17 protein-coding genes are annotated in these 19,669 nt (G+C 68.9%); 5 read left to right on the plus strand and 12 right to left on the minus strand.

The features are described from left to right. Nucleotides 1-2 precede the first annotated feature (2 nt). From LGM71_RS24135 to LGM71_RS24145, 3 genes are all read left to right on the plus strand, one after another. Nucleotides 3-1,046 (plus strand): glycosyltransferase family 2 protein, encoded by a 1,044-nt coding sequence (locus tag LGM71_RS24135; protein WP_059599679.1) that lies wholly within the window; start codon nt 3-5, stop codon nt 1,044-1,046. 15 nt (nt 1,047-1,061) lie between these two features. Next, entirely contained in the window at nt 1,062-1,445 is a 384-nt protein-coding gene (locus LGM71_RS24140) for a GtrA family protein (RefSeq protein WP_124627419.1), read from the plus strand. 345 nt (nt 1,446-1,790) lie between these two features. Then, entirely contained in the window at nt 1,791-2,873 is a 1,083-nt protein-coding gene (locus LGM71_RS24145) for a PHB depolymerase family esterase (RefSeq protein ID WP_226117062.1), read from the plus strand. Between the two features lie 18 nt (nt 2,874-2,891). Here LGM71_RS24145 and LGM71_RS24150 read toward each other — a convergent pair whose 3' ends face one another. Together LGM71_RS24150 and LGM71_RS24155 are read right to left on the minus strand one after the other, a co-directional pair. Further along, nucleotides 2,892-4,664 carry a histidine kinase gene (locus LGM71_RS24150; protein ID WP_226116803.1) on the minus strand — a complete coding sequence of 591 codons (1,773 nt, stop codon included), beginning with the start codon at nt 4,662-4,664 and terminating at the stop codon, nt 2,892-2,894. A gap of 82 nt (nt 4,665-4,746) precedes the next feature. Next, on the minus strand, nt 4,747-6,153 hold the full coding sequence (locus LGM71_RS24155) for an HD domain-containing phosphohydrolase (protein ID WP_174909716.1): 1,407 nt from the start codon (nt 6,151-6,153) through the stop codon (nt 4,747-4,749). A 229-nt stretch (nt 6,154-6,382) separates the two neighbouring features. Here LGM71_RS24155 and LGM71_RS24160 point away from each other — a divergent pair, with 229 nt between their 5' ends. Next, nucleotides 6,383-6,676, plus strand: a complete 294-nt coding sequence (locus LGM71_RS24160) for an antibiotic biosynthesis monooxygenase family protein (RefSeq protein WP_226116804.1) — start codon at nt 6,383-6,385, stop codon at nt 6,674-6,676. Nucleotides 6,677-6,787: 111 nt separating this feature from the next. Beyond that, nucleotides 6,788-7,522, plus strand: coding sequence for an ABC transporter substrate-binding protein (locus LGM71_RS24165; RefSeq protein WP_059599684.1), 735 nt, complete (start codon nt 6,788-6,790; stop codon nt 7,520-7,522). Nucleotides 7,523-7,692: 170 nt separating this feature from the next. On the opposite strand, the gene LGM71_RS24170 is transcribed toward LGM71_RS24165, so the two are convergent. The 10 genes from LGM71_RS24170 to LGM71_RS24215 form a co-directional block, all read right to left on the minus strand. Then, the gene (locus LGM71_RS24170; RefSeq protein WP_226116805.1) at nt 7,693-9,171 is read right to left on the minus strand and encodes a hypothetical protein; all 1,479 of its coding nucleotides are present in this window, start codon (nt 9,169-9,171) and stop codon (nt 7,693-7,695) included. A 113-nt stretch (nt 9,172-9,284) separates the two neighbouring features. Further along, entirely contained in the window at nt 9,285-10,280 is a 996-nt protein-coding gene (locus LGM71_RS24175) for a hypothetical protein (RefSeq protein ID WP_226116806.1), read from the minus strand. Between the two features lie 3 nt (nt 10,281-10,283). Beyond that, nucleotides 10,284-11,585: a hypothetical protein gene (locus tag LGM71_RS24180; RefSeq protein ID WP_226116807.1), complete on the minus strand. Its 1,302-nt coding sequence runs from the start codon at nt 11,583-11,585 to the stop codon at nt 10,284-10,286. Between the two features lie 3 nt (nt 11,586-11,588). Beyond that, a complete protein-coding gene (locus tag LGM71_RS24185; protein ID WP_226116815.1) occupies nt 11,589-12,971 on the minus strand; it encodes a hypothetical protein in 1,383 nt (460 codons plus the stop codon). A gap of 33 nt (nt 12,972-13,004) precedes the next feature. Then, nucleotides 13,005-14,096, minus strand: coding sequence for a hypothetical protein (locus tag LGM71_RS24190; RefSeq protein WP_226116818.1), 1,092 nt, complete (start codon nt 14,094-14,096; stop codon nt 13,005-13,007). Nucleotides 14,097-14,107: 11 nt separating this feature from the next. After that, on the minus strand, nt 14,108-15,901 hold the full coding sequence (locus LGM71_RS24195) for a hypothetical protein (protein ID WP_226116819.1): 1,794 nt from the start codon (nt 15,899-15,901) through the stop codon (nt 14,108-14,110). A gap of 58 nt (nt 15,902-15,959) precedes the next feature. Continuing rightward, nucleotides 15,960-17,432, minus strand: coding sequence for a S8 family peptidase (locus tag LGM71_RS24200; protein ID WP_226116821.1), 1,473 nt, complete (start codon nt 17,430-17,432; stop codon nt 15,960-15,962). Next, a complete protein-coding gene (locus tag LGM71_RS24205) occupies nt 17,429-18,205 on the minus strand; it encodes a hypothetical protein (protein ID WP_226116824.1) in 777 nt (258 codons plus the stop codon). Before LGM71_RS24205 ends, LGM71_RS24200 begins: the two co-directional genes overlap by 4 nt. Before the next feature lie 41 nt (nt 18,206-18,246). Further along, nucleotides 18,247-18,510 carry a hypothetical protein gene (locus LGM71_RS24210; RefSeq protein WP_226116825.1) on the minus strand — a complete coding sequence of 88 codons (264 nt, stop codon included), beginning with the start codon at nt 18,508-18,510 and terminating at the stop codon, nt 18,247-18,249. Continuing rightward, the gene (locus LGM71_RS24215; protein WP_226116828.1) at nt 18,507-19,667 is read right to left on the minus strand and encodes a hypothetical protein; all 1,161 of its coding nucleotides are present in this window, start codon (nt 19,665-19,667) and stop codon (nt 18,507-18,509) included. The genes LGM71_RS24210 and LGM71_RS24215 overlap by 4 nt, the downstream gene beginning before the upstream one ends. Nucleotides 19,668-19,669 lie beyond the last annotated feature (2 nt).

The raw sequence follows: 19,669 nt of genomic DNA on the forward strand, positions 1-19,669 counted from the left end.
TCATGCGCGAACCACTCTACACACCGCTCGTCTCGCTGGTCGTACCGTTCTACAACGAAGGCGAGGCCGTCGAACGCTTCTTCGACGTCGTGATTCCGCTGATGGCCGGTCTCGATGCGATCCGCTTCGAGATCGTCTGCGTAAACGACGGTAGCCGCGACGACACGCTCGAACGCCTGATCCGGGTCAGCATGACCGACCGCCGCGTGCGCGTCATCGATCTCACCCGCAACTTCGGCAAGGAAGCGGCGCTGACGGCCGGCCTCGACGAGGCGGGCGGCGACGCGGTGATTCCGCTCGACGCCGACCTGCAGGATCCACCGAGCCTGATTCCGGTGATGCTCGAGCACTGGCGCAACGGTGTGGAAGTCGTCGCCGCGAAGCGCAGCAATCGCGCATGCGATTCGTTCTCGAAGCGCACCGCCGCCGCGATCTACTACCGCGTGCACAACCTGCTGTCGGACGTGAAGCTGCCGGAGAACGTCGGCGACTTCCGGCTGATGGACCGCAAGGTCGTGAACGCGCTGCGCAGCCTGCCCGAGCGTCATCGCTTCATGAAGGGGCTGTTCGCGTGGGTCGGCTACCAGACCGTGATCATCGAGTATCAGCGCGAAGCGCGCAGCGCCGGGCACTCGAAGTTCTCCGGCTGGAAGCTGTGGAACTTCGCGCTCGAGGGAATCACAAGCTTCAGCACCGTGCCGCTGCGCAGCTGGACCTACATCGGCCTCGGTATCGCCGCGCTCGCATTCCTGTACGGCGCGTTCATCGTGGGCCGCACGCTGCTGTTCGGCAACCCGGTGCTCGGCTATCCGTCGCTGCTGTCGGTGACGTTGTTCATCGGCGGGATCGAGCTCGTCGGCATCGGCGTGGTCGGCGAGTACATCGGACGCATCTACGACGAGTCGAAGCAACGCCCCGTCTATCTGATTCGCCGTCGCTACCAGACGCACGCCAAGGTGATCGAACTGCCGGTCGCGCGCGATGCGCGGCGCCCGAACGCACGCCGCCGCGCGCAGCCGGCCCGCGTGCGGGTGGGTGAGCGCTGAAGCGCGGAGGTAGCGATGTTCGAGCTGCTTTATGCCGAGCGCGTGCGGCTGGCGCGCTTCGGCCTGTCCGGGCTCGGCTCGACTGCGCTGCACGTGCTGATCGCATCCGCGATGTACGCGCTGTTCGATGCGACTCAGGTGATCGCCAACGCCGTCGCGTTCGTCTGCGCGACGGCGTTCTCGTATCTCGCGAACACGCTGTGGAGCTTCTCGTCGACCGTGCGTTCGCGCAACCTGCTGCGCTATCTGACCGCCGCGCTGGCCGGCTTCGCCGAAACGATGCTGCTCGCCCGCACCGCCGAACTGCTCGACGTGCCTCGCGGCTGGGCCATCGTCGCGATCGCACTGCTGATCCCGCCGACCATGTTCGTGATGCACCGGTTGTGGACGTATCGGTGAAGCGTCGGCATCCGCTCGCACGCAACCGACATCCGTCGCACGCAACCGACATCCGTCGGCAGTGGGGTCAAAGCATTCACCGATTGGTCACGGAACCATCGCACCCGAGGCGAGCGACGCCTGTTAGCATGGTGCGTGGCCGACCAGAATCGGGACGCTGCCGGATTGATGTCGCGCGGCGTGGTGTTCTGTCGGTCAGTCGCTCCCCGTATCGGCCGTGCCGAGGCACGCCGACGCGGACGCTTCCCGCGGCACGCATCGTGCGCTGCCGCCCGCATTCGCCGTCCATCCAGCGGCCGGGCTCGCCGCATGCTGTCGCGCGAGCTGCCGGCACGAGATCCGTCCATGCCCAGGAAAAAATCCAGCCTCTGGCTGCGGCCGTTCGATCTGCTTTCCGCCGCGGCGACTACGCGCCCCAAAAGGAAGACGGCCAAACCGGCGCCGTCCACCCAGCGCGCGGCCACCGTCCGAACCACGCGTCGCGTGCGCGCGCCGGCGCCGCCCGCACGGACATCGCCACACCAGGCACCCGGCACGTGGCTGCGCTCGTTTCATTCCGCGCGCCCGACCGCCGGCCGCCTCGTCAACCATCTCGCCTACGCGCTGTACCTGCCCGCCGCTTCGGCGGCGAGTGACGGCATGCCCGTCGTCGTGATGCTGCACGGCTGCAAGCAGTCGGCCGAGTCGTTTGCCGCGGGCACGCGCATCTGCCGCATCGCCGAGCGCGCCGGGTTTGCCGTGCTGTTTCCCGAACAGGCGAAGACAGCCCATTCGCATCGCTGCTGGAACTGGCATGGCGATGCGTCGCAGTCGGAGGCCCCGGCGATCGCGTCACTGATCGACGCGATCGTGCGGGCGCGCGGGTTCGACCGCGACCGGATCTACCTGGCCGGCATGTCGGCCGGCGCGGGACTGGCGGCACGGCTGGCGATCGAGTCTCCCGATCTGTTCGCGGCCGTCGGCCTGCACTCCGGTCCGGCCATCGCGCCGCCCTTGTCGACGATGGCCGCGATGAGCCTGATGCGCCGCGGCCTGCGCGACGATCCGATAAGCGTCGTCGACGCCTGCGTCGACGTGGGTGCTTATCCGGGCATGCCCGCGCTCGTCGTGCATGGCGGACTCGATACGGTCGTCGCCGATCAAAACGCGCGGCAGCTCGGCGTCGCGTTCGCGCGGATCAATCGGCTCGTCGACGAACAGGGCGAACTGCGTGTCGGCGAGCAACATACCTACGCGCATGACGATGCCGATTACACCGACTATCTGCGCGGCGGCCGGCTGATCGTCCGGGTCTGCATCGTCCGCCGCCTGGCGCACGCGTGGAGCGGCGGCGATCCGCGCGAAGCGTTCCACTCCGCGACGGGGCCGGACGCGACTGCGATGTTCTGGAATTTCTTTCGCAGGCGGCGGCGCAAGCGGGTGCGGTGACGACGCGTCGCCTGTCGCTTATGCCCGTTGCTCGACTGCCGCCGCCGCGTCCGCGCTGCCTTCGGCGCGCCGGATCGGCAGTCGAACGCAGAACGTCGTGCCGCGCCCCGGCTCGCTCGTCACGTCGATCGCCCCGCGATGGCGCTCGACGATGCCGTGCGACACCGACAGCCCCAGCCCCGTGCCCTGCCCGACCGGCTTCGTCGTGAAGAACGGATCGAAGATCCGCCGAACGACGTCGGGCGTCATGCCGGTGCCGGTATCGCTGATCGCGATCGACACCTGTTCGCCGTCGCTCGACGTACGGATCGTGATCACGCCGCGCGCCGGAATCGCATGTGCCGCGTTGACGAGCAGGTTCATGAATACCTGGTTCAACTGCGACGGAAGACATTCGACCTGCGGCACGTCACCGTACTCCCGGACGATGTCGGCCTTGTACTTGAGTTCGTTGTGTACGACGTTGAGCGTGCTCTCGAGGCCCGCGTGGATATCCACCACGCTCCACTCGCCGCTGCCCGGCCGCGAGAAATCGCGCAGGTCCTGCACGATGCGGCGCACCCGCACCGCGCCGTCGATCGATTCGTCGATCAGCGTCACGATCTCGTCGCGCACGTAGTCCAGATCGGCCTCGCCGCGCATCGCCGTCAGCGCATCGCGCGTCGCCGGTTCCAGCTGCGTGAGTGCGGCGTCATGCGCGGCGATCACGTCGAGCAGGCTTCGCACCCACGTCCTGAGCGTATTGAGGTTCGCGCTGATGAAGCCGATCGGATTGTTGATCTCGTGCGCGACGCCGGCCGCGAGCTGGCCGATCGACGCGAGTTTTTCCGATTGCAGCAACTGCACGTGGGTTTCCTCGAGCGCCCGCAGCAGGCGCCGCTGTTCGTCCTTCTCCTGTTCGAGCCGACTCTGCGCCGCCCGGCGCTCGTCGATTTCGGTCGCCATGTTCTCGCGCGTGCGTTGCAGCATCGCCGTCGTCTGCTCGTAGCGCCGCAACGCCGTTTCGAGTTCCGCGGTCCGCAATCGCACCAGCCGTTCGAGCGTGTCCGTCATGCCGCGCAGAAAGGTCGTGCGCGCATCGAAGCGGCAGACGAGCAGCGTGACGATCAGCGTCGCCATCGTGAACAGCGCGATGGTGGTCGCGAGCCACGGCGCATCGATGCCGTTGGCGGCGCCGCAGCGCGCATCCGGCGCGAAATGCGCGGCCGCCATCGCGGTGTAGTGCATGCCCGTGATGGCGATGCCCATGATCAGCGCGGCGCCGATGCGTTGCGCGGTCGCATGGCGCGCTTGTTGCGCGCGCAACGTCTGCGCCATCCAGAGCGCGACGGTCGATGCGATCACCGCGACGCCGATCGACGCCGCGAACAGCGCGGGATCGTAGCGGATGCCGGGCGCCATGCGCATCGCGGCCATGCCCGTGTAATGCATGCCGACGATTCCGGCGCCCATCAGCACGCCGCCCGCCAGCAGGCGCCGGCGGCTCAACCGCGCGCGCGTGACGACGTTCAGCGCGAAATACGACACGAGCACCGCGATCGCCAGCGACGCGCCGGTATCCGGCAGCGCATAGCCGAGCGGAATCGGCAGCGACAGCGCCAGCATGCCGACGAAATGCATCGACCAGATTCCGGTGCCCATCGCGGCCGCGCCGCCGGCCAGCCACGCCCGCTTGAGCGTCGGGTTGTCGAGCAGCGAAATGAACGCGGCCAGGTCGAGCGCCGTATAGGACGCCAGCGTCGCGATGACGAGCGACAGCAGGACAAGCAGCAGGTTGTAGGTGCCATGCATGATCGAGCGCCCCAGTCGAAATGAACGCGTTGCGGCGACGCGCGACCGCTCGCGCGCCACGGCCCGGCCGTCCTGCGCAACGTCAGGCAGGCGACGTGCCGGCCGGCGCCTGCGTCGACGCGGCGGCGCCGGTCATCACGAGAATGTCGAACGTCGTGCCTTCGCGTGCCTCGAAACGGCGCACGAGCTCGATCTGGTGCGCCGACATCACGCTGCCCTTCGTCATCAACAGCACCCCGCGATGCGTGCGCAGATCGTCCGCGAGCTGCATCCCCTCGCGCAGTTGCTCGGACCGGATCTCCGCGACGGACGCCGCGATGCGCAGGCTTGCCGGATCCCGCATCAGTTCGATGAAGCGCGCGACGAGCAGCGGGTCGTAACGCACGCCGGCCTGAGAGTGCAGCACGTCGATCGCCTGCTCGACCGAATGCGGCGAACCGATCTCGCCGTTGCGCAACCCTTCGAAATCGCGCGCGATCGCGACGATCCGCGAGCCGAGCGGAATCGCGTCGCCCGCGAGCCCGTCCGGCGTGCCGCGTCCATTGAATCGCTCGTACTGGTGCAGCACGATCGACGCGACCTTGTGCAATTGCGCAACCGGCGTGAGCACCATCTGCGCACGCAGCGGGTGCTGCTGGAACAGGCTGTGTTCGTCCGTCGTCATCTTCACGAGCGGCTTGTGCAACAGCTCGTCGGGCAACGACAGCTTGCCGATGCCGTGCAGCAGTCCCGCGAAATACACGTCCTGCGCGTGCAGGCTGCTCATCCCCGCCGACAGCGCGAGACGGCGCGCGATCTCGCCGACGCGCATCGCATGCCCGCTCGCCGACCCGCAGCGCATCTCGATCATGCTCGCGCAGACCTGCACCATCGCGGTGAAACTGCTTTTCAGGTCGTGCTGCGCCGCTTCGAGAAACATCACGGTTTGCCCGAGCTCCTCGGTGCGCGCGCGAACCTGTGTTTCGAGTTCCGTATTGAAGCGGCGCAGCGTTTCGTTCTGCGCTTCGGTCAGCGCGGCCAGCCGCGCGGCCTCGCCCCGAAGGCGCCGCTGTTCGAGCGCCTGCTCGATGGTCATCAGCAGGTCATGATCGTCCCACGGCTTGTTCAGGTAGCGATACACGCCGCCTTCGTTGACGGCCTCCACGATCGACGCGATGTCGGAATAGCCGGTCAGCAGGATGCGCATCGTGTCCGGGTAAAGCGCGCGAGCGCGGGCGAGAAACGCCGCGCCGCTCAGGTTCGGCATGCGCATGTCCGACACGATCAGGTCGACTTCGGTCGACGCCAGGATGTCGAGCGCGGCCTCTCCGCTTTCGGCGGTCAGGATGGTGTAGCGCGCGGGCCGCAGCACGCGCTTGAGCGCGGACAGCACGCTCGGCTCGTCGTCGACCAGCAGGATCGACGGGGCGGCCGCGGGGATGTCGGATGCGGCCTCGGCGATCGTTTCGGGTGGTGCATCATTCGTTCCGTTTATCGCGGATGTCGTCATGGCTGTCCTCGGATTGTTTATCTTCACTACCTCTGTGACATCGGCTCGTGCCGCGTATTCCACATTAGGGAAAACGCTGACGCGGATGAGCCGATCAGCGGCACCCATCGCACGGTAGGCCGCGCGCGAGCCGGCCATCCGGAACACGTGATGCGGACTTCCGGTATCGTTGCGGGACGCGTCGATCATGGCGCGCCCTGTTGCATCATTCACCCCGCATGGAGCATTCATGATTCTGGAAATGGCATCGCTCGAAATCGATCCGTCGCTGGCCGAGCAATTTGAAGCGGCGGTTCGCCAGGCACTCCCGCTGTTCGCCCGCGCGCACGGCTGCGGCGGCGCCGAGCTGCACCTCGTGATCGAGCGCAGCGGCGGCTACCTGCTCGTCGTCAAATGGGACACCGTCGACGATCACATGGTGCGTTTCCGGCAATCGGACGACTTCCAGGCGTGGCGTCAGCTGGCCGGGCCGTTCTTCAAGAGCCCGCCGCAAGTCGTGCATACGGAAGTCGCGGTGAAGTAGTCGAGACGAAGCAACCGCAGCAACGAGCCAACCGATCCGTCACGGATGATGCTGCCTCGGCGCGCTGACCGTTCGCCGTTCCCGCACATCCGATTCCTTACGAGCCCTTTCATGACCGTCGACCCCTCCGTCCTCTCCGCATTCACCCCGACCGGCAAGCTGCGCGCGTCGATCAATCTCGGCAATCCGATCCTCGCGAACCGCGACCCAGCCACGGGCGAGCCGTTCGGCGTATCGATCGACCTCGCGCGTGCGTTTGCCGAGCGGCTGTCGGCCGAGCTCGAACTCGTCGTGTTCGACGCCGCCGGCAAGTCGGTGCAGGCGCTGACCGAAGAGCGCGCCGATTTCGGCTTCTTCGCGGTCGATCCGCTGCGCGGCGAAACGGTCGCGTTCACCGCACCGTACGTGCTGATCGAAGGCTTCTATCTGGTGCGCGACGATTCGCCGATCCGCGGCAACGCGGACGTCGACCAGCCGCACAACCGCGTGGCCGTCGGCAAGGGCAGCGCGTACGACCTGTTCCTCACGCGCGAACTGAAAGCCGCGCAGATCGTGCGCGCGCCGACATCGCAGGCCGTGGTGTCGACGTTCGTCGAGCAGCAGCTCGAAGTCGCGGCGGGCGTGAAGCAACAGCTCGAGGCCGACGCGGCGAAGACGACGGGCCTGCGCCTGCTCGACGAGCGCTTCATGGTGATCCGCCAGGCGATGGGCGTGCCGAAGAGCCGCGGCGAAGCGGCCGCCGCGTTGCTCGGCACGTTCGTCGAGGAGATGAAGGCGTCGGGCTTCGTCGCGGATTCGCTGCGGCGGCATGGAATCGTCGGTGCGTCGGTCGCACCGCGTGCCTGATCGACGCACACGTGAAGTCATCGTCACGATGCCGGCGCGTCAGATCGGCGCTGGCAGTCGCCCCCAGCGCCACTTCGTGCTCGACACGTCGCTCGCGCGGCTGAACGTCGTCATCGACGGGATCCGGCGCGGCACGGTGTGTCGCCAACGGCCGCCGGCGCGCACGTTCATCACGCTGCGCGGTGTCCCGCCGCCGTTGTGCCGGCAGGCGATCGAGGTGAGGCCATCGTGGGCTGCGCGGGCGACGAGGACGCTGCGGCGCCCGACCCGGCCGGCGGCGTCGGCGCGGGAGCGGTAGCAGGAGCAGACGCCGAATTCGGCGACGAGGCTGAAGAGGCTGAAGAGGCCGACGAGCCCGGCTGGCTCGCGTGCGCGCCTCCTGCCGAACCCGACGCCGCGGAACCCGAAGCCGCAGGACCGACGGGCGGCGGCGCGCGCAGCCCGCCGTCCAGCGAGGTCCGGCGCGCGGCCGTGTCGGCCTGTTCGGCGCTGCGCTGGGCGGTGCGATCGGCGGACAGACGCGCCGCTTCGGCATCCGGATTGATCGTGTTGACACGGATGCGTTCGATGTCGCCCACGCCCGCCAGCCGGTTCAACGGTACGTAGTCGGTACGAAACACCAGTTCGACGCCGCTGCTCAAGTTGACGTCGGCATGCGAACTCTCGGTCGTCTGGGTTCGGTCGGTCGACACGTAGCCGATCGTGCTCTGCACATTGGCCTCCGCGCCCCACGGCCCGAAGCGGGCGCCCCCGCTCACCCCCACCGTGTTGCGCGTGTCGAATTGCGAGCCACGGTCGTTGGCGGCGGCGCTGCTCGCGTCGATATGAAAATTCATCGCGGCGTTGAGCCGTCCGCTCTCGATGACGATACGCTGCAACCCCATCTGCACCATTGTTGCGAGCAATTGCTGGCGGTTGCGGGCCAGCACCTGCTGGGCAAGCGGCACCAGGCGCTCGGGATCGGAGGCCGAAACCGCATCGCCCGGCCCCAATCCCAGCGCACTGCGCAGCGCGGCTTCGGCGGGCGGGGTCGCGCCCGGGCGCAACGCCAGCCGCGTCGCGGCATCGCGCTCGGCCTGCAGTTCCTGCTGGCGCTGGCGGCGCTCGTCCGGTGGCAGGCCTGCCAGTTCGTCCGCATCGTCCGCGGCCTCGTCGTCGCCGGTGACCTCGTAGGCGGTGGGGAAATGCTCGGCCAGCCACTGCCGCGCGCCGGCGATGCCGACGTTGCTGTCCGCGAAGCCTTCGGTGGTCTGCGCGACATTGCGGATCAGGTCGACGAACGCGGTCAGCTGCTGCTGGTTCGAATCGTTCATCGCCTTGAAGACGCCCGTGATCAGCTCGGTCACGAAGCGCGGGAACGACACCGCGTTGAGCACTGCCCGGGTCGTGCCGGCCATCCGGTCGATGGCGGTGCCCGAATACTCCGCGCCCGCGTTCTGCGCAACGGCCAGTGCCGTGCGGGGGCGCGCCGCGAGTTCGTGGTGGTCGAGCGCGAACGAGCCGATCCGTGCCAGTCCGGACGCAAGATCGCGGCGCATGGCCGGATCGAGCGCGCCGAAGCCCTGCTGCGCGGACAGCAGGTCGCGGACATGGTGTCGAACGTCGGGCCGCGGCACCGGCGAACGCGCAAGATGTGCGCTTGCCGCCATCTCAACTGCTCCGCCGCGTGGCATGCGGCCGGGATGGCGGCGGCACGTCCGCCGCCGTCGGTACCCGGATTGCGCCGCCCGTAGCGCGACGGCCTGAGCAGCGTGGTTTCATGTCAGGATCCGAGTGCCGCCCACGGGTTTCCCGGCGCGGCCGGGCGCGACGCCTGCGGCACGGCGCGGCCATCGTCCGGGACGGAACGCGCCGGGCCGTCGGGTTTCTCGCCAAGACTGAGCGTCGCCTCGATCCAGTCGGCGGCCGAGGCGATCACCGGATTGTCCGTGCTCAGCAGCGGCGACGCGGCGCCCAGCACGTCCGCGACGTCCGCCAGCCACGCGATCACGGTCATCCCCGCTTTGCCGCGCCGCACATAGGCGGCGGGCGAACGCGACGGCTGGCGCGCGAGCCGGTCGATGCCGGCGACCACGCCCCAGATGTCGCGCGCGGCGAAGCCTTGACGCAGGTCGGCATGGCCGAGGATCGCGAACGCGTCCCTGAGCATGCCGACGATCTCGCCGGCCATGAACGCGGTCACGCCGGTACAGGCGGCGCCGAGGTTCTGCGCGAGGGAGCGGGCGGCGTTGCGGACCCGCGCCTGCTGCCCGAGATCCCCGCGCGGGTCGGCGCCCGGCGTCTCGTCGAGCTTGTAGAGCGCCTCGCAAAGCTCGAGCATGCACTCCTCGAACGGAACATTGCGCTCGGCATCCGCCGCGGCCGGGCCGTACGCAGTCCCGAACAACCGCGAATAAAACGCAGCGCGTTCGCCGGCCGCCAGCTTTTCGGCGCGGTGGCACCACCAGTTGACGACCAGCGGCTCCGCGCCTCCGAGATCGACGCCGACGGCACCGCTCGCGGACAGGCCCGCGAGCGCCTCGACCGCGGGGATCACACCCGCGGACTCGAGGTCGGCCGCCAGATAGAGCGACGCGAGCGCCCGCAACTGCGCCTTGTCGACGCGTGCTGCAACGGGATCGGGGATCGCGATGTCGCCGAGTTCGTCGAGTGCGAACGCGAGGCCGTACGCGGTCGCACGCTCGACGAGCCGCTCCCCCGACCGGATGGCCGCCGCGAGTCCGGCATCCGCCGGCGGGACGATGAGCATGCGCGCCATGATTCAGTGCTGCCCGGCGGGCAAACCGGCGGCGGGGGCCGGTTTGTTGGGGTTGTACGGCGTCGAGTTGCCCTGGATCACCGACATCATCTCGGGCGTCGCCATCTTGTCGAGCGGCAGGTAGTCGCTCTTGAAGTTGACGCGCACCTCGCCCGAGAGCTTCGCTTTCACCTCGGCCTTCGATTCGCTCGTGTCGTCGAGCGCCGACCCGACGGTGGCCACATGTTCCTGCTGCCCCTCGAAGGCGGCGTCGGCGGAATACGGCGTATACCAGCTTCCGTAATGGGCGTTGAGCGATTCCTTGTATTTCTGGCTTTCGCGGTCGTGCATCGACGCTGTGTAGGTGCGTTTCGCGGTATCGCTCGCGCGCATGTCGAATACCACCTTGGCGTTGATCGACCCGTCGGTGACGACGATGCGATTGATGCCGAGCATGACCATCGACGACAGCAGCTGCTGGCGCTGCTTCGCCATCTGCAGGCGCGCCGCGGTGACGAGGCGCAGCTCGGATTTGTCGTCCGACAAGTCCGTCACCGGCGGATCGAGGTTGTAGTTCCGGCTGATCTCGGCAAGCCGCTGCTGCGCGTTGTCGCCCTGCGCCACCAGCCGCGTCGGAGCCGCCGCCGCAGCCGCACCGGCGCTGTCCGCGTCGAACGCGTCGGCGCCGTCCTGCGCCTGCACCGACAGCACGTCCGGGAACGAATCGGCAAGATAGTCGCGGCCGGCGCCCTCGCTGATGTTGTCGCTCATGAACTGGGCGGTGGTCTTGGCGACATTGGCAATCAGCTCGCCATACGCACGCATCTGCTCGATCGAGCTTTCCACGATCGCCTGGAACACATTCTTGATCAGCCCTCCTACGAACTTCGGGAAATCGACCTTCTGCACCATCTGGCCGAACTGCTCGACGCCCTGCTTCACCGCGCCGGCCTGGAAGTCCTTGCCGGCGAAGCCGGGATCCTGCGCGAGCTGGCGCTTGGTCGCGGTGACGGGATCGTCTGCCAGCGTCGCGGCGGCCAGCGCCGGCTGCGGCGGTGCGACGGGGTGCGCGAGCCCGGTGGGCGGCAGTTCGCCGTTCGCCTCGCGCTCCGCGATCTCGGCATGCACGCCGTTCGGATCGGCCAGGTAAGCGAGCACGCGCACCGTATCCGCGGCGATGCGGCGGCGCTCGTCGTCGGGCAGGTCGAGGAACGACGGAATCGCGGTCAGCAGGCGGCGTACCTCGGGCCGCGTCGCGTCGAACGCGGCGGCGCTCGTGGGCGGCCGCACCGGGTGAAGCGCGTCGGGAGAAGCGGGCGGGCGCATGGCTCAGTTTCCCTTGGCCGGCGCCGGCGCCGAAGCTGCCGCTGCGGCCGGTGCTGAAGTCGCAGCGGGTGCGGCCGCGGCCGGCGGCGTTTTCGGACCGGGCAGCACGTTGGGATCGGCCGGCGTCGCGTTGCCGGTGATGGTGGCGATCATCTGCGGCGTCGCCATCTTGTCGAGCGGCAGGTAGTCGCTCTTGAAATTGACGTCGACCGCGCCGGACATCTGGATCTTGGTCTGCATCGCCGCGTTGCTGGTTTCGGACGCGGCAGTCGACGCGGTGATGATCGGCTTGTTCTCGTATTCGTAGTCGCCCTTCGCGTAGTAGTCGGCGCTGTACTGGCGGCCGTTGTCCTTGTCGTTGCTGGAGTCGTACTTGCCGCCGCGATCGTAGGTGCCCTTGCCCGCGTAGGTCGACTGGACGTTGCCGTCCTTGTCGCGGGCGAGGTCGACGGCGGTGGCGCTGCGCTGCTTGGTGAGCGTGTCCTGCGCGCGCACGTCGTAGATGATCTTCGCCGAGATCTTGCCGTCGGTGACGACGATGCGGTTGATGCCCATCAGCACGATCGACGCCAGCATCTGCTGGCGCTGCTTGGCGAGCTGCATCTTGAAGCGGTTGACGATGGCCAGCTCGGAGGCCTCGTCCGACAGGTCGAAGGTATCGCCGTCGCCCATCTGCAGGCGGGCACGCACGGTCTTCGACGCCTCGTCGGGGTCGACTCCGTCGCGCACCTGCACGCGCGGGCTCGGCGTATCGCCGCTGTCGTCCATGCCGATCTCGAACAGGTCGGGAAACTGGCCGACCATATGATCGCGCGCCTGGTTCTCGGTCACATGTTCGTCGGCGAACTGGCCGAGCGATTTCGCCACCTGCGCGATCATTTCCTGATAGGCCTTCATCTGCTCGATCGAGCTGTGCGTGATCGACTGGAACACGCCGCTGATCAGGCTGGCGACGAATGTCGGAAACTTGACCTGGTTCAGCAGCTCGCCGGCGACCGCAGCGCCCTCGCGCGCGGCCGACGCGGTGAACTTGGACTTGCCGATGTCCTCGACTGCCTTGTTGTGGACATTGAAATCCTGCTCGTGCGCCGAATGATCCGTGTTGTCGTCGAGCGCGCGCGCCGTGGCGGTGCCCAGCCCGCCCGGGATTTCATGGCCGGCAAACCCTTCCGGCCGGGCCAGATAGTCGGCGATCAACGCGGTGTTGCGCGCGATGTCGCGGCGATCGGCGTCGGGCATCGCGTTGTATGCCTGCGACCGGGTCAGCATCTGCGCGACGCCGTGGCGCACTTCGTCGGCCGGCACCGGCGGCGTATGGCGCGGTGCGGCCGCAGCGGCTCGAGGCGGTGGCGCGATCGGCGTGAGACGGGCAGCTTGCGGGAACATGGCGACCTCGCGGGAAACGCGTGACGAAGCGATTCAGTTGGCCTGGGCAGGCGCGTCCACAGGCAGTTCGAACTCGACCGGGCGCAGGTAGAGACTTACCCGTGCCGGGCAGACCGCGTCCGTGCGCAGGCTGATGATCGAGAAGCGGCCCGGCCAATGCGCATCCTCCGGCGTGAACGCGCCCATCCATCGCTCGAGCGCCTGCAGCCCGCGCGGACGCTCGGCGAGCCCCATCGTCAGCAGGCTGAGGAACGCCGGCGGCACGTCGGGGATCGCCGAGAGCAGCACGTAGAGCTCGAAATCCGGCCCGTCCGGCCCGAGCCCGAACGCGAGCAACGCACCATGCGGCGGCAGGTCGAACCGCCCGCCGAGCACCAGCCCCAGAAGCTGCATGATGCCGGGAAGCCGATGGCCGATGCCGAGTGCATCCATGACCGGCTGCAGATCGGCGAGCCGCAGCGCCCGGGTGCACGCGAACGTGAGCCGCTGGCCGCCGAGATCGCGCTGGGCCGCCATCGTGGTAAAGAGCGGCTTGAGCCCGGGCACCATCCGCAGCGCGGCCTGGACGATGCCGGCCAGGTCGCGGGGCAGGTTCTCGATCGTGCCGGCGTCGCCGGGCAGCTCGTAGTACACCTTGGACGCATAGAGCCCGTCGCGGTCGTAGCTGGAGCCGAAGAACGCGCCGTAATCGAGGTTGCCGCCCGGCCGCGCGAAGCCCCGGAACGGCTCGCTCGCCTGGTCGAACCAGTGCAGCGCTTCGCGGCCGATGAAGTCCCGGATCAGCTTGCGCATTTCGCGGGTCGACTCGTCGCGCCGGTCGATCGCAGACGCCTCCGGCGGCAACGGCTCGATCGTGAAGCGCAGCTTGCCCGGCTGGCTTTCCGAGAAGCTGGGCTCGAACGGTACCGCCATCGGCATCAGGGCGTTGTCGCGGAACCGCAGATCGTCGGCGTCGTCGCCGAACGTGCGCAGGAACAGGTCGCGCGACGGCGCGAATGGATCGGCGGTGCCAAGGCTTCGCGCGGCGCTTCTCAGGCGTCGTTCGACCCGGGCGACGACCGGTTCGCGGGATGTGGTCATGGGCATGGCTCGGCTCCGGCAGGGTTCGGGAATGGCGCAGCGCACGCAACGCCGGTTTAGTGCGGACGGTTCGAGTAGTAGCTCGCCCCGTTATGCGTGCCGACGCCGTAGCCCGCCTTCACCGGCACGCCCGCACCCAGGCCGATGCCGGCGCCGATATCACCGACACCGTCCAGCATCTCGCGCGCCATCGCCGGGATCGGCACGGGCTTCGACGTCATCTGCGGCGCCTCGCGCGGCTGCGAGAACTGCTCGATCTGCGTATCGGTGGTCGCGGTATCGGCCAGCCACAGCTCGCACGCGTTGACCAGGTCGTAGTCGGTCGGGTCGACGGTCGACTTGTGGTTCGACGAGACGTCGGGGTTGGCGATCTGGTCGATGCTGAGCAGCGGGCCGGTCGCCTTGTTGACGCGATCGACGTTGTTGGCCAGCCACGCGGTGATGATCGTGCCGCAGGTCGCCAGCGTGCGATAGCGCGAGCTGGTGCGCGCGCCGCCCAGATCGTAGGTCGCGACCTGGTCGATCACCTGCCACATGTCCTTGGCGCCGTAGCAGCCGCGGATCTCGGGGTCTTGCAGCAGGTCGATCATGAACTTGACCTGCGACTGGATCTCGCGCGCGGCGTAATGCGCCATGCCGTAGCCATGCAACGACAGGTTGCCGGCGAGATCGCGGGCGGCCTTGCGCACCTGCTGGTGGTTGATCGGGTTCGGCACGCTCGCACGCAGCAACGAGTCGACTTCGGTCTGGCGCACGAACGACGAAACCGACGACACGAAACGGATCCACAAATCGTTGAATTCGCGGTTGCCGGCAGTATTCGGATCGCCGCCGGGCACGCCGAGCGTGATGGCCGCGAAGTTCTTGCGCTCCTGCTCGGAGATGCGGTTCGGCGTTTCGCGCCAGTAGCGATAGAGCAGCTTGCCCGCATTGCCCGGACCGATCGGCAGCGTGCCGTGCTGGAACTGCTCGACGATGCGGTCGACCACCTGGAACACCTTGAGCTCGTCGAACATCGCGGCAACGATCATCGGGCCCATCACGCGCACGTTGTCGGCGACGATGTTCGCGTCCTCCAGATCCTCGAGGTTCGGCAGGTCGATGCCGAGATCGGCGATCGCGTCCTCGCCGCCGATGTTCTGGACGGTGTTCAGCTCCTCGTTGATGCGGCGACGCAACTGCGGCTCGTCGACCTGGATCTTGCGCGCCTGCAGGCCGCGCATCACGCGCGCGAATTCGGTGGTGACCACCCCCGGCTGCTCGCCGCCGCGGCCGTCGGGATCGCCCTCGATGCACAGCAGCGCCAGCACCCGCTGCGCCAGCGCGCCATACGAATTGGCCTCGCCCACCGCCGCGAAAAACTGGCGGGTGAAGGTGTTCATCAGCACGTTGTCGTCGTCCGGCACGGTCTTGCCGCCGTCGACTTTCACGGGCGGCGGCGTGGCTCCGTCCACCGAGAGGATGCCCAGCACCAGCGCGACGAGCGTGATCGACGCGGGCTCGGGGTCCGCACCGTTCGCGCCATTGGCACCGCTCGCGTCGCCCGTGCCGAACACCAGCTGGCCGTTGATCTCGGAGAGCAATGGCGGGTTGACCAGCGACTTGCTGGCCAGCAGTTCGCGGGTGGAGACGAACAGCGGATCGCACACCTCCGGAACGCCGTCGGACGGCTTCGTGTCGTAGACGACCGCGAGGATGGCCTTGCACAGCGCGAGCTGCTCCCGCTCGGCGGCGACCGGCGGCCGCTTCAGCGACTCGAGCCGGTTGACGATATCGACCAGCCCGTCGCGTGCCCGGGTCTCGAGGTCGACGAGGTCGAGGAAGCGGACTTGATTGTTGACATGAAACATTTAACTTCTCCTTGAAATCCGGTCGGTTCGGGGGAGTGAACGGGATCCGGTGCGCAAGTCAGCCGTCGTCGGCACGGCCCTCCTTGCCCGTGCAACCGTCGTCGCCCGCCGCTTCATACGCGTCGATACGGCCGGACAGCCCCTGCAGCGCCGCCGCCGCGTCGAGAATGCCGGCGCCGCACCCGTCGGCCGCGCCGGGCGCGAACGGGCGCGCGGTGGCAACGAGCAGATCGCGCACCGTCGCGCCGTCGAGCGGATAGGCGCGGCGCTGCGCGTAAGCGACGAGCAGCGCGGCGGCCCCCGCGACGAACGGCGCGGCGAAACTGGTGCCGGTCGCAAGCTGATAAGCCTCGATGGCGCTCGTCAGCACCCGTTCGCCCGGTGCGCATAGCGCGACGTGCGGGCCGCGCGTCGAGAACGGGGTCGGCCGTCCGTCGTCGCCCACGGCGCCAACCGCGATCACCTGCGGGTAGGCGGCGGGCCAGTAGCGGGTCACGCTGCCGTTGTTGCCGCTCGCGGCAACGAGGATGCAGCCGCGCGCGGCGGCATACGCGACCGTGTCGGCATGCGGTTTCGGGCGGTTGGCGGCGATCGTCGCATCGTCGGTGCCGAAGCTCATGTTGATGATCTTCGCGCCGAGGTCGACCGCGAGCTTGAGCGCGCGATCGAGGTCGGCGATCGCGCCGAGCCCGATCGCATGCACCTTGCCCGGCAAGCGGGCTGCCGCCAGCGCGCGCATCGGCAGGATGCGGCAGTCGCCGCCGAGCCCGCGCGGCATCGCCACGCCCTCCGCGGCGATGATGCCCGCGCAGCCCATGCCGTGACCGACGAAGCGGTCCTCGGGAAAATCGCCGCGATGACCGTGACCGCTCAGCAGTTGCACGCCCGGCGACAGATCGCCGGGCTCCAGCCGCACCGTATCGGCGCCCGCGCGAAATGCATGGGCGAATTCGGGATGCTGGCGAGCGATGCCGCTGTCGATGAGACCGACCGTGACGCCGCTGTCGCCCGGCTCGATCGCGTGCGCCTCGGCCATGCGCACCAGCGCGCGCGCATCCTGCGCAAACCGCGCGGCCGGCGGCACGGGTGCCAAGCGGCCGGGCGCGTCCATCGGGACCGTCGCCACGTAGTTGGGCGTCACGCTTTCCACGGTCGCGAGCTGGGCGAGCGAGTCGCACAGCTCGCCGATCGGCGTGCCGGCCGGCACGCGCAACAGCAGCGTGCGGGCCATGCCGGTCATCTGTTCGATCGCGTCGTATCCGAGGTGCGCGTGCCCGGGCACCCAGCGCCCGGCTGCCGCGCTGAACGGGCGCACCGCGAGAAAGCGCCCGGCGAACGCGACCACGATGCGGTCGACCGGGCCGCCGTCGATGCATTGCGCGGCGGCCAGCGCGCCGCGCGTCACGTCGCGGATCGACGGCACGTGCTCGGGCGCTTCGCCGAGCGCCAGCTTGACGAGCAGGCTGGTCGGCAGGCTGAACTGACGCTCGCCGGGCGATGCCCAGGGCGTGCCGAGTGCATGGATCGTCATGGCCGCGCCTCCTCCTGACCGGGAACGGCGGCCAGCGTCATGGGCCTGGCCGCGGGCGCCGGCGGCGGCGCGAATGCGCTCAGGTCGAACGCCAGCGCGGCCGCATGCCGGCTCGTCGGCGAGACGGCGAGTTCGCCGGCCCACTGGTCACGACCGGGCGCGAGCAGCAGCTCGTCGTCCGTCGATTGCAGCACCGCGACCGGGCGATTGCCGATCCGCACCAGCGGCGCGTGCGTGCCGTTGACGAGGTTGCGCCCGATCACGCGCAGCAGCGGCGACGCATCGGGCTGCGCATCGGTGGCGGGCGCCACGGGCTCGACCCGCTCGACACTCGGCGCGGACGCCCGGTCGAGCGCCCGGCGCAGCCGGTCCACGGACAGGTTGGTGACGCGACCGATCGCATGCACCATGTCGCGCTGCTCGGCCTGCCGAAATTGCCGGACCGTGCGCACGCCGGCCCATTCCAGCCGTTTGCGGTCCTCGGCCGAGAGCTCGTCGCCCAGCGCGTCGAGCGGCTGGTCCTTGCTGTCCTCGGAAAGCGCGATCGCGTTCTCCTCGATCGCCGGCCGCGTGATGGTCGTGAAGACGAGATGGAACGTGCTGCTGTCGGTGTCGCCCGGGCCGGCGGGGCGAATCCAAACCTCGCTTTCGACGAATTCGACATGGGCACGCAAGTCGAGGTTGACGTCCTTGATCGCGAAGGTCAGCGGCAGGTTGAGGTTGCGTGCCTTGATCGCCATCGCCGCCTGCGCGTTGTCGAGCTGGCTCTGCACGGCCTGGATGAAATCCTCGAGGCGCAGGCTGGCGTTGCTGTTCATTGCCCCGCTCCGTCGACCGGCACGGCTTCGAGGACGATCGCGAGCCGCGCCGGCTCCGGATCGAAGGCCGTGCGGGTCAGGAACTGCGGCAGGTCGCCGACCAGCTCGATGCCGTCGGTGCCCCGCGCGACGCGAAGGTCGAGCGGCAGCTCCATGGCCACCGAGCGCACCCGCAACCCCTGCGCCGCGCTCGCGCCCAGCTGTTCGGCAACGTCGGCGAACGCGCCCAGCGTCTCGCCCAGCGGCCGCGGCGAAATCATGTCGGTTCTCCCCGGGCGGATACGGGTGCAGCCGGGGCCGCCGGGGTCACCGGCGCGGTGGACGAGGCGGGCACCGCTGGCACCGCCGGTACCGCCGCAGGCGCATGCGTCGCGACCGAAGCGGGCGCTGCGACCGGTGCTGCGGGCTGGGCGCCCGTTGCCGCCGGCGGCGCGATCCGCGCCGCGGGCCGGCTGTGGCGCTCCAGCAGATTGCGCGACGCCTCGTCGACGAAACGGTCGAGCGGCAGCGTCTCCGATGCGAAATTGATGCTCACCTTCCCGGTCAGTGTCGCCTTGAGATCGGTGTCGGTCTGCGCATTGACCGCAACGGTCGAGACCGTGGTGACGACATCGCCCGACGTTCCGCGTCCGCCCCAGGTCGTCTGTCCCGACGACGGGTCGTTCGACGTCGCATACTGCACGGCGGCCCGGTCGCGCGCCTTGGCCTGGAAATTGAGACTGGCCGCGATCGTGCCGTCCTTGACCACGACCCGCTGCATGCCCAGCAGCACCATCGTCGACAGCGTCGACAGCCGATGCTGCGCGACGCGCTCGCGGGCGCGGGGCAGCACCACCGATTCGAGCGTCTGGGTGTCGAACGCGCCGTCGGCCGCACCGAAATCGGTGAGCCACGCGGGCGCGGGGGTCGTGTCGTCGTCGCCTGGCCGGGCTACCGGCGCGAGGCGGTATTCGCCGCCGTCCTGCACCAGCGTCACGTCGTGCGGATATTGCTCGACCAGCCACGCGCGCGCCTGTCCGTCGGTCACGTTCTCCTGCGTGAACTGGTCCAGCGGCTTGGCCACCGCGCCGACCAGGTCGGCGAAACTCTCCACTTGCTTGATCGAGCTGTCGACGATCGCATCGTACGTGCCATGCACCAGGCTCGCGACGAAGGTCGGAAAGTCGATCGCATCGGCCAGCGCCGCCGCACGCCGGCCGATGGCGTCCGTCGCCTTCTCCTTGGGCGGCGCCGACGCGCCCGGGGCGCCGGACACCCCGCCGCCGGCCGGCGCCGCTTGCGGCAGCGCGCCGTCCTGCCTGCCCGGGTCGCTCGATCCGGAGCCGTCGACGATCTCGCGACCGAACGCGTCGCGAGCAAGTGCCACCGCGGGCGTTACCGCGCCGCGTGGTGGCGGAGGGGGGATGAGGCGGGTCATCG

The organism is Burkholderia sp. AU33545 (assembly GCF_020419685.1).
GTDB lineage: Bacteria > Pseudomonadota > Gammaproteobacteria > Burkholderiales > Burkholderiaceae > Burkholderia > Burkholderia diffusa.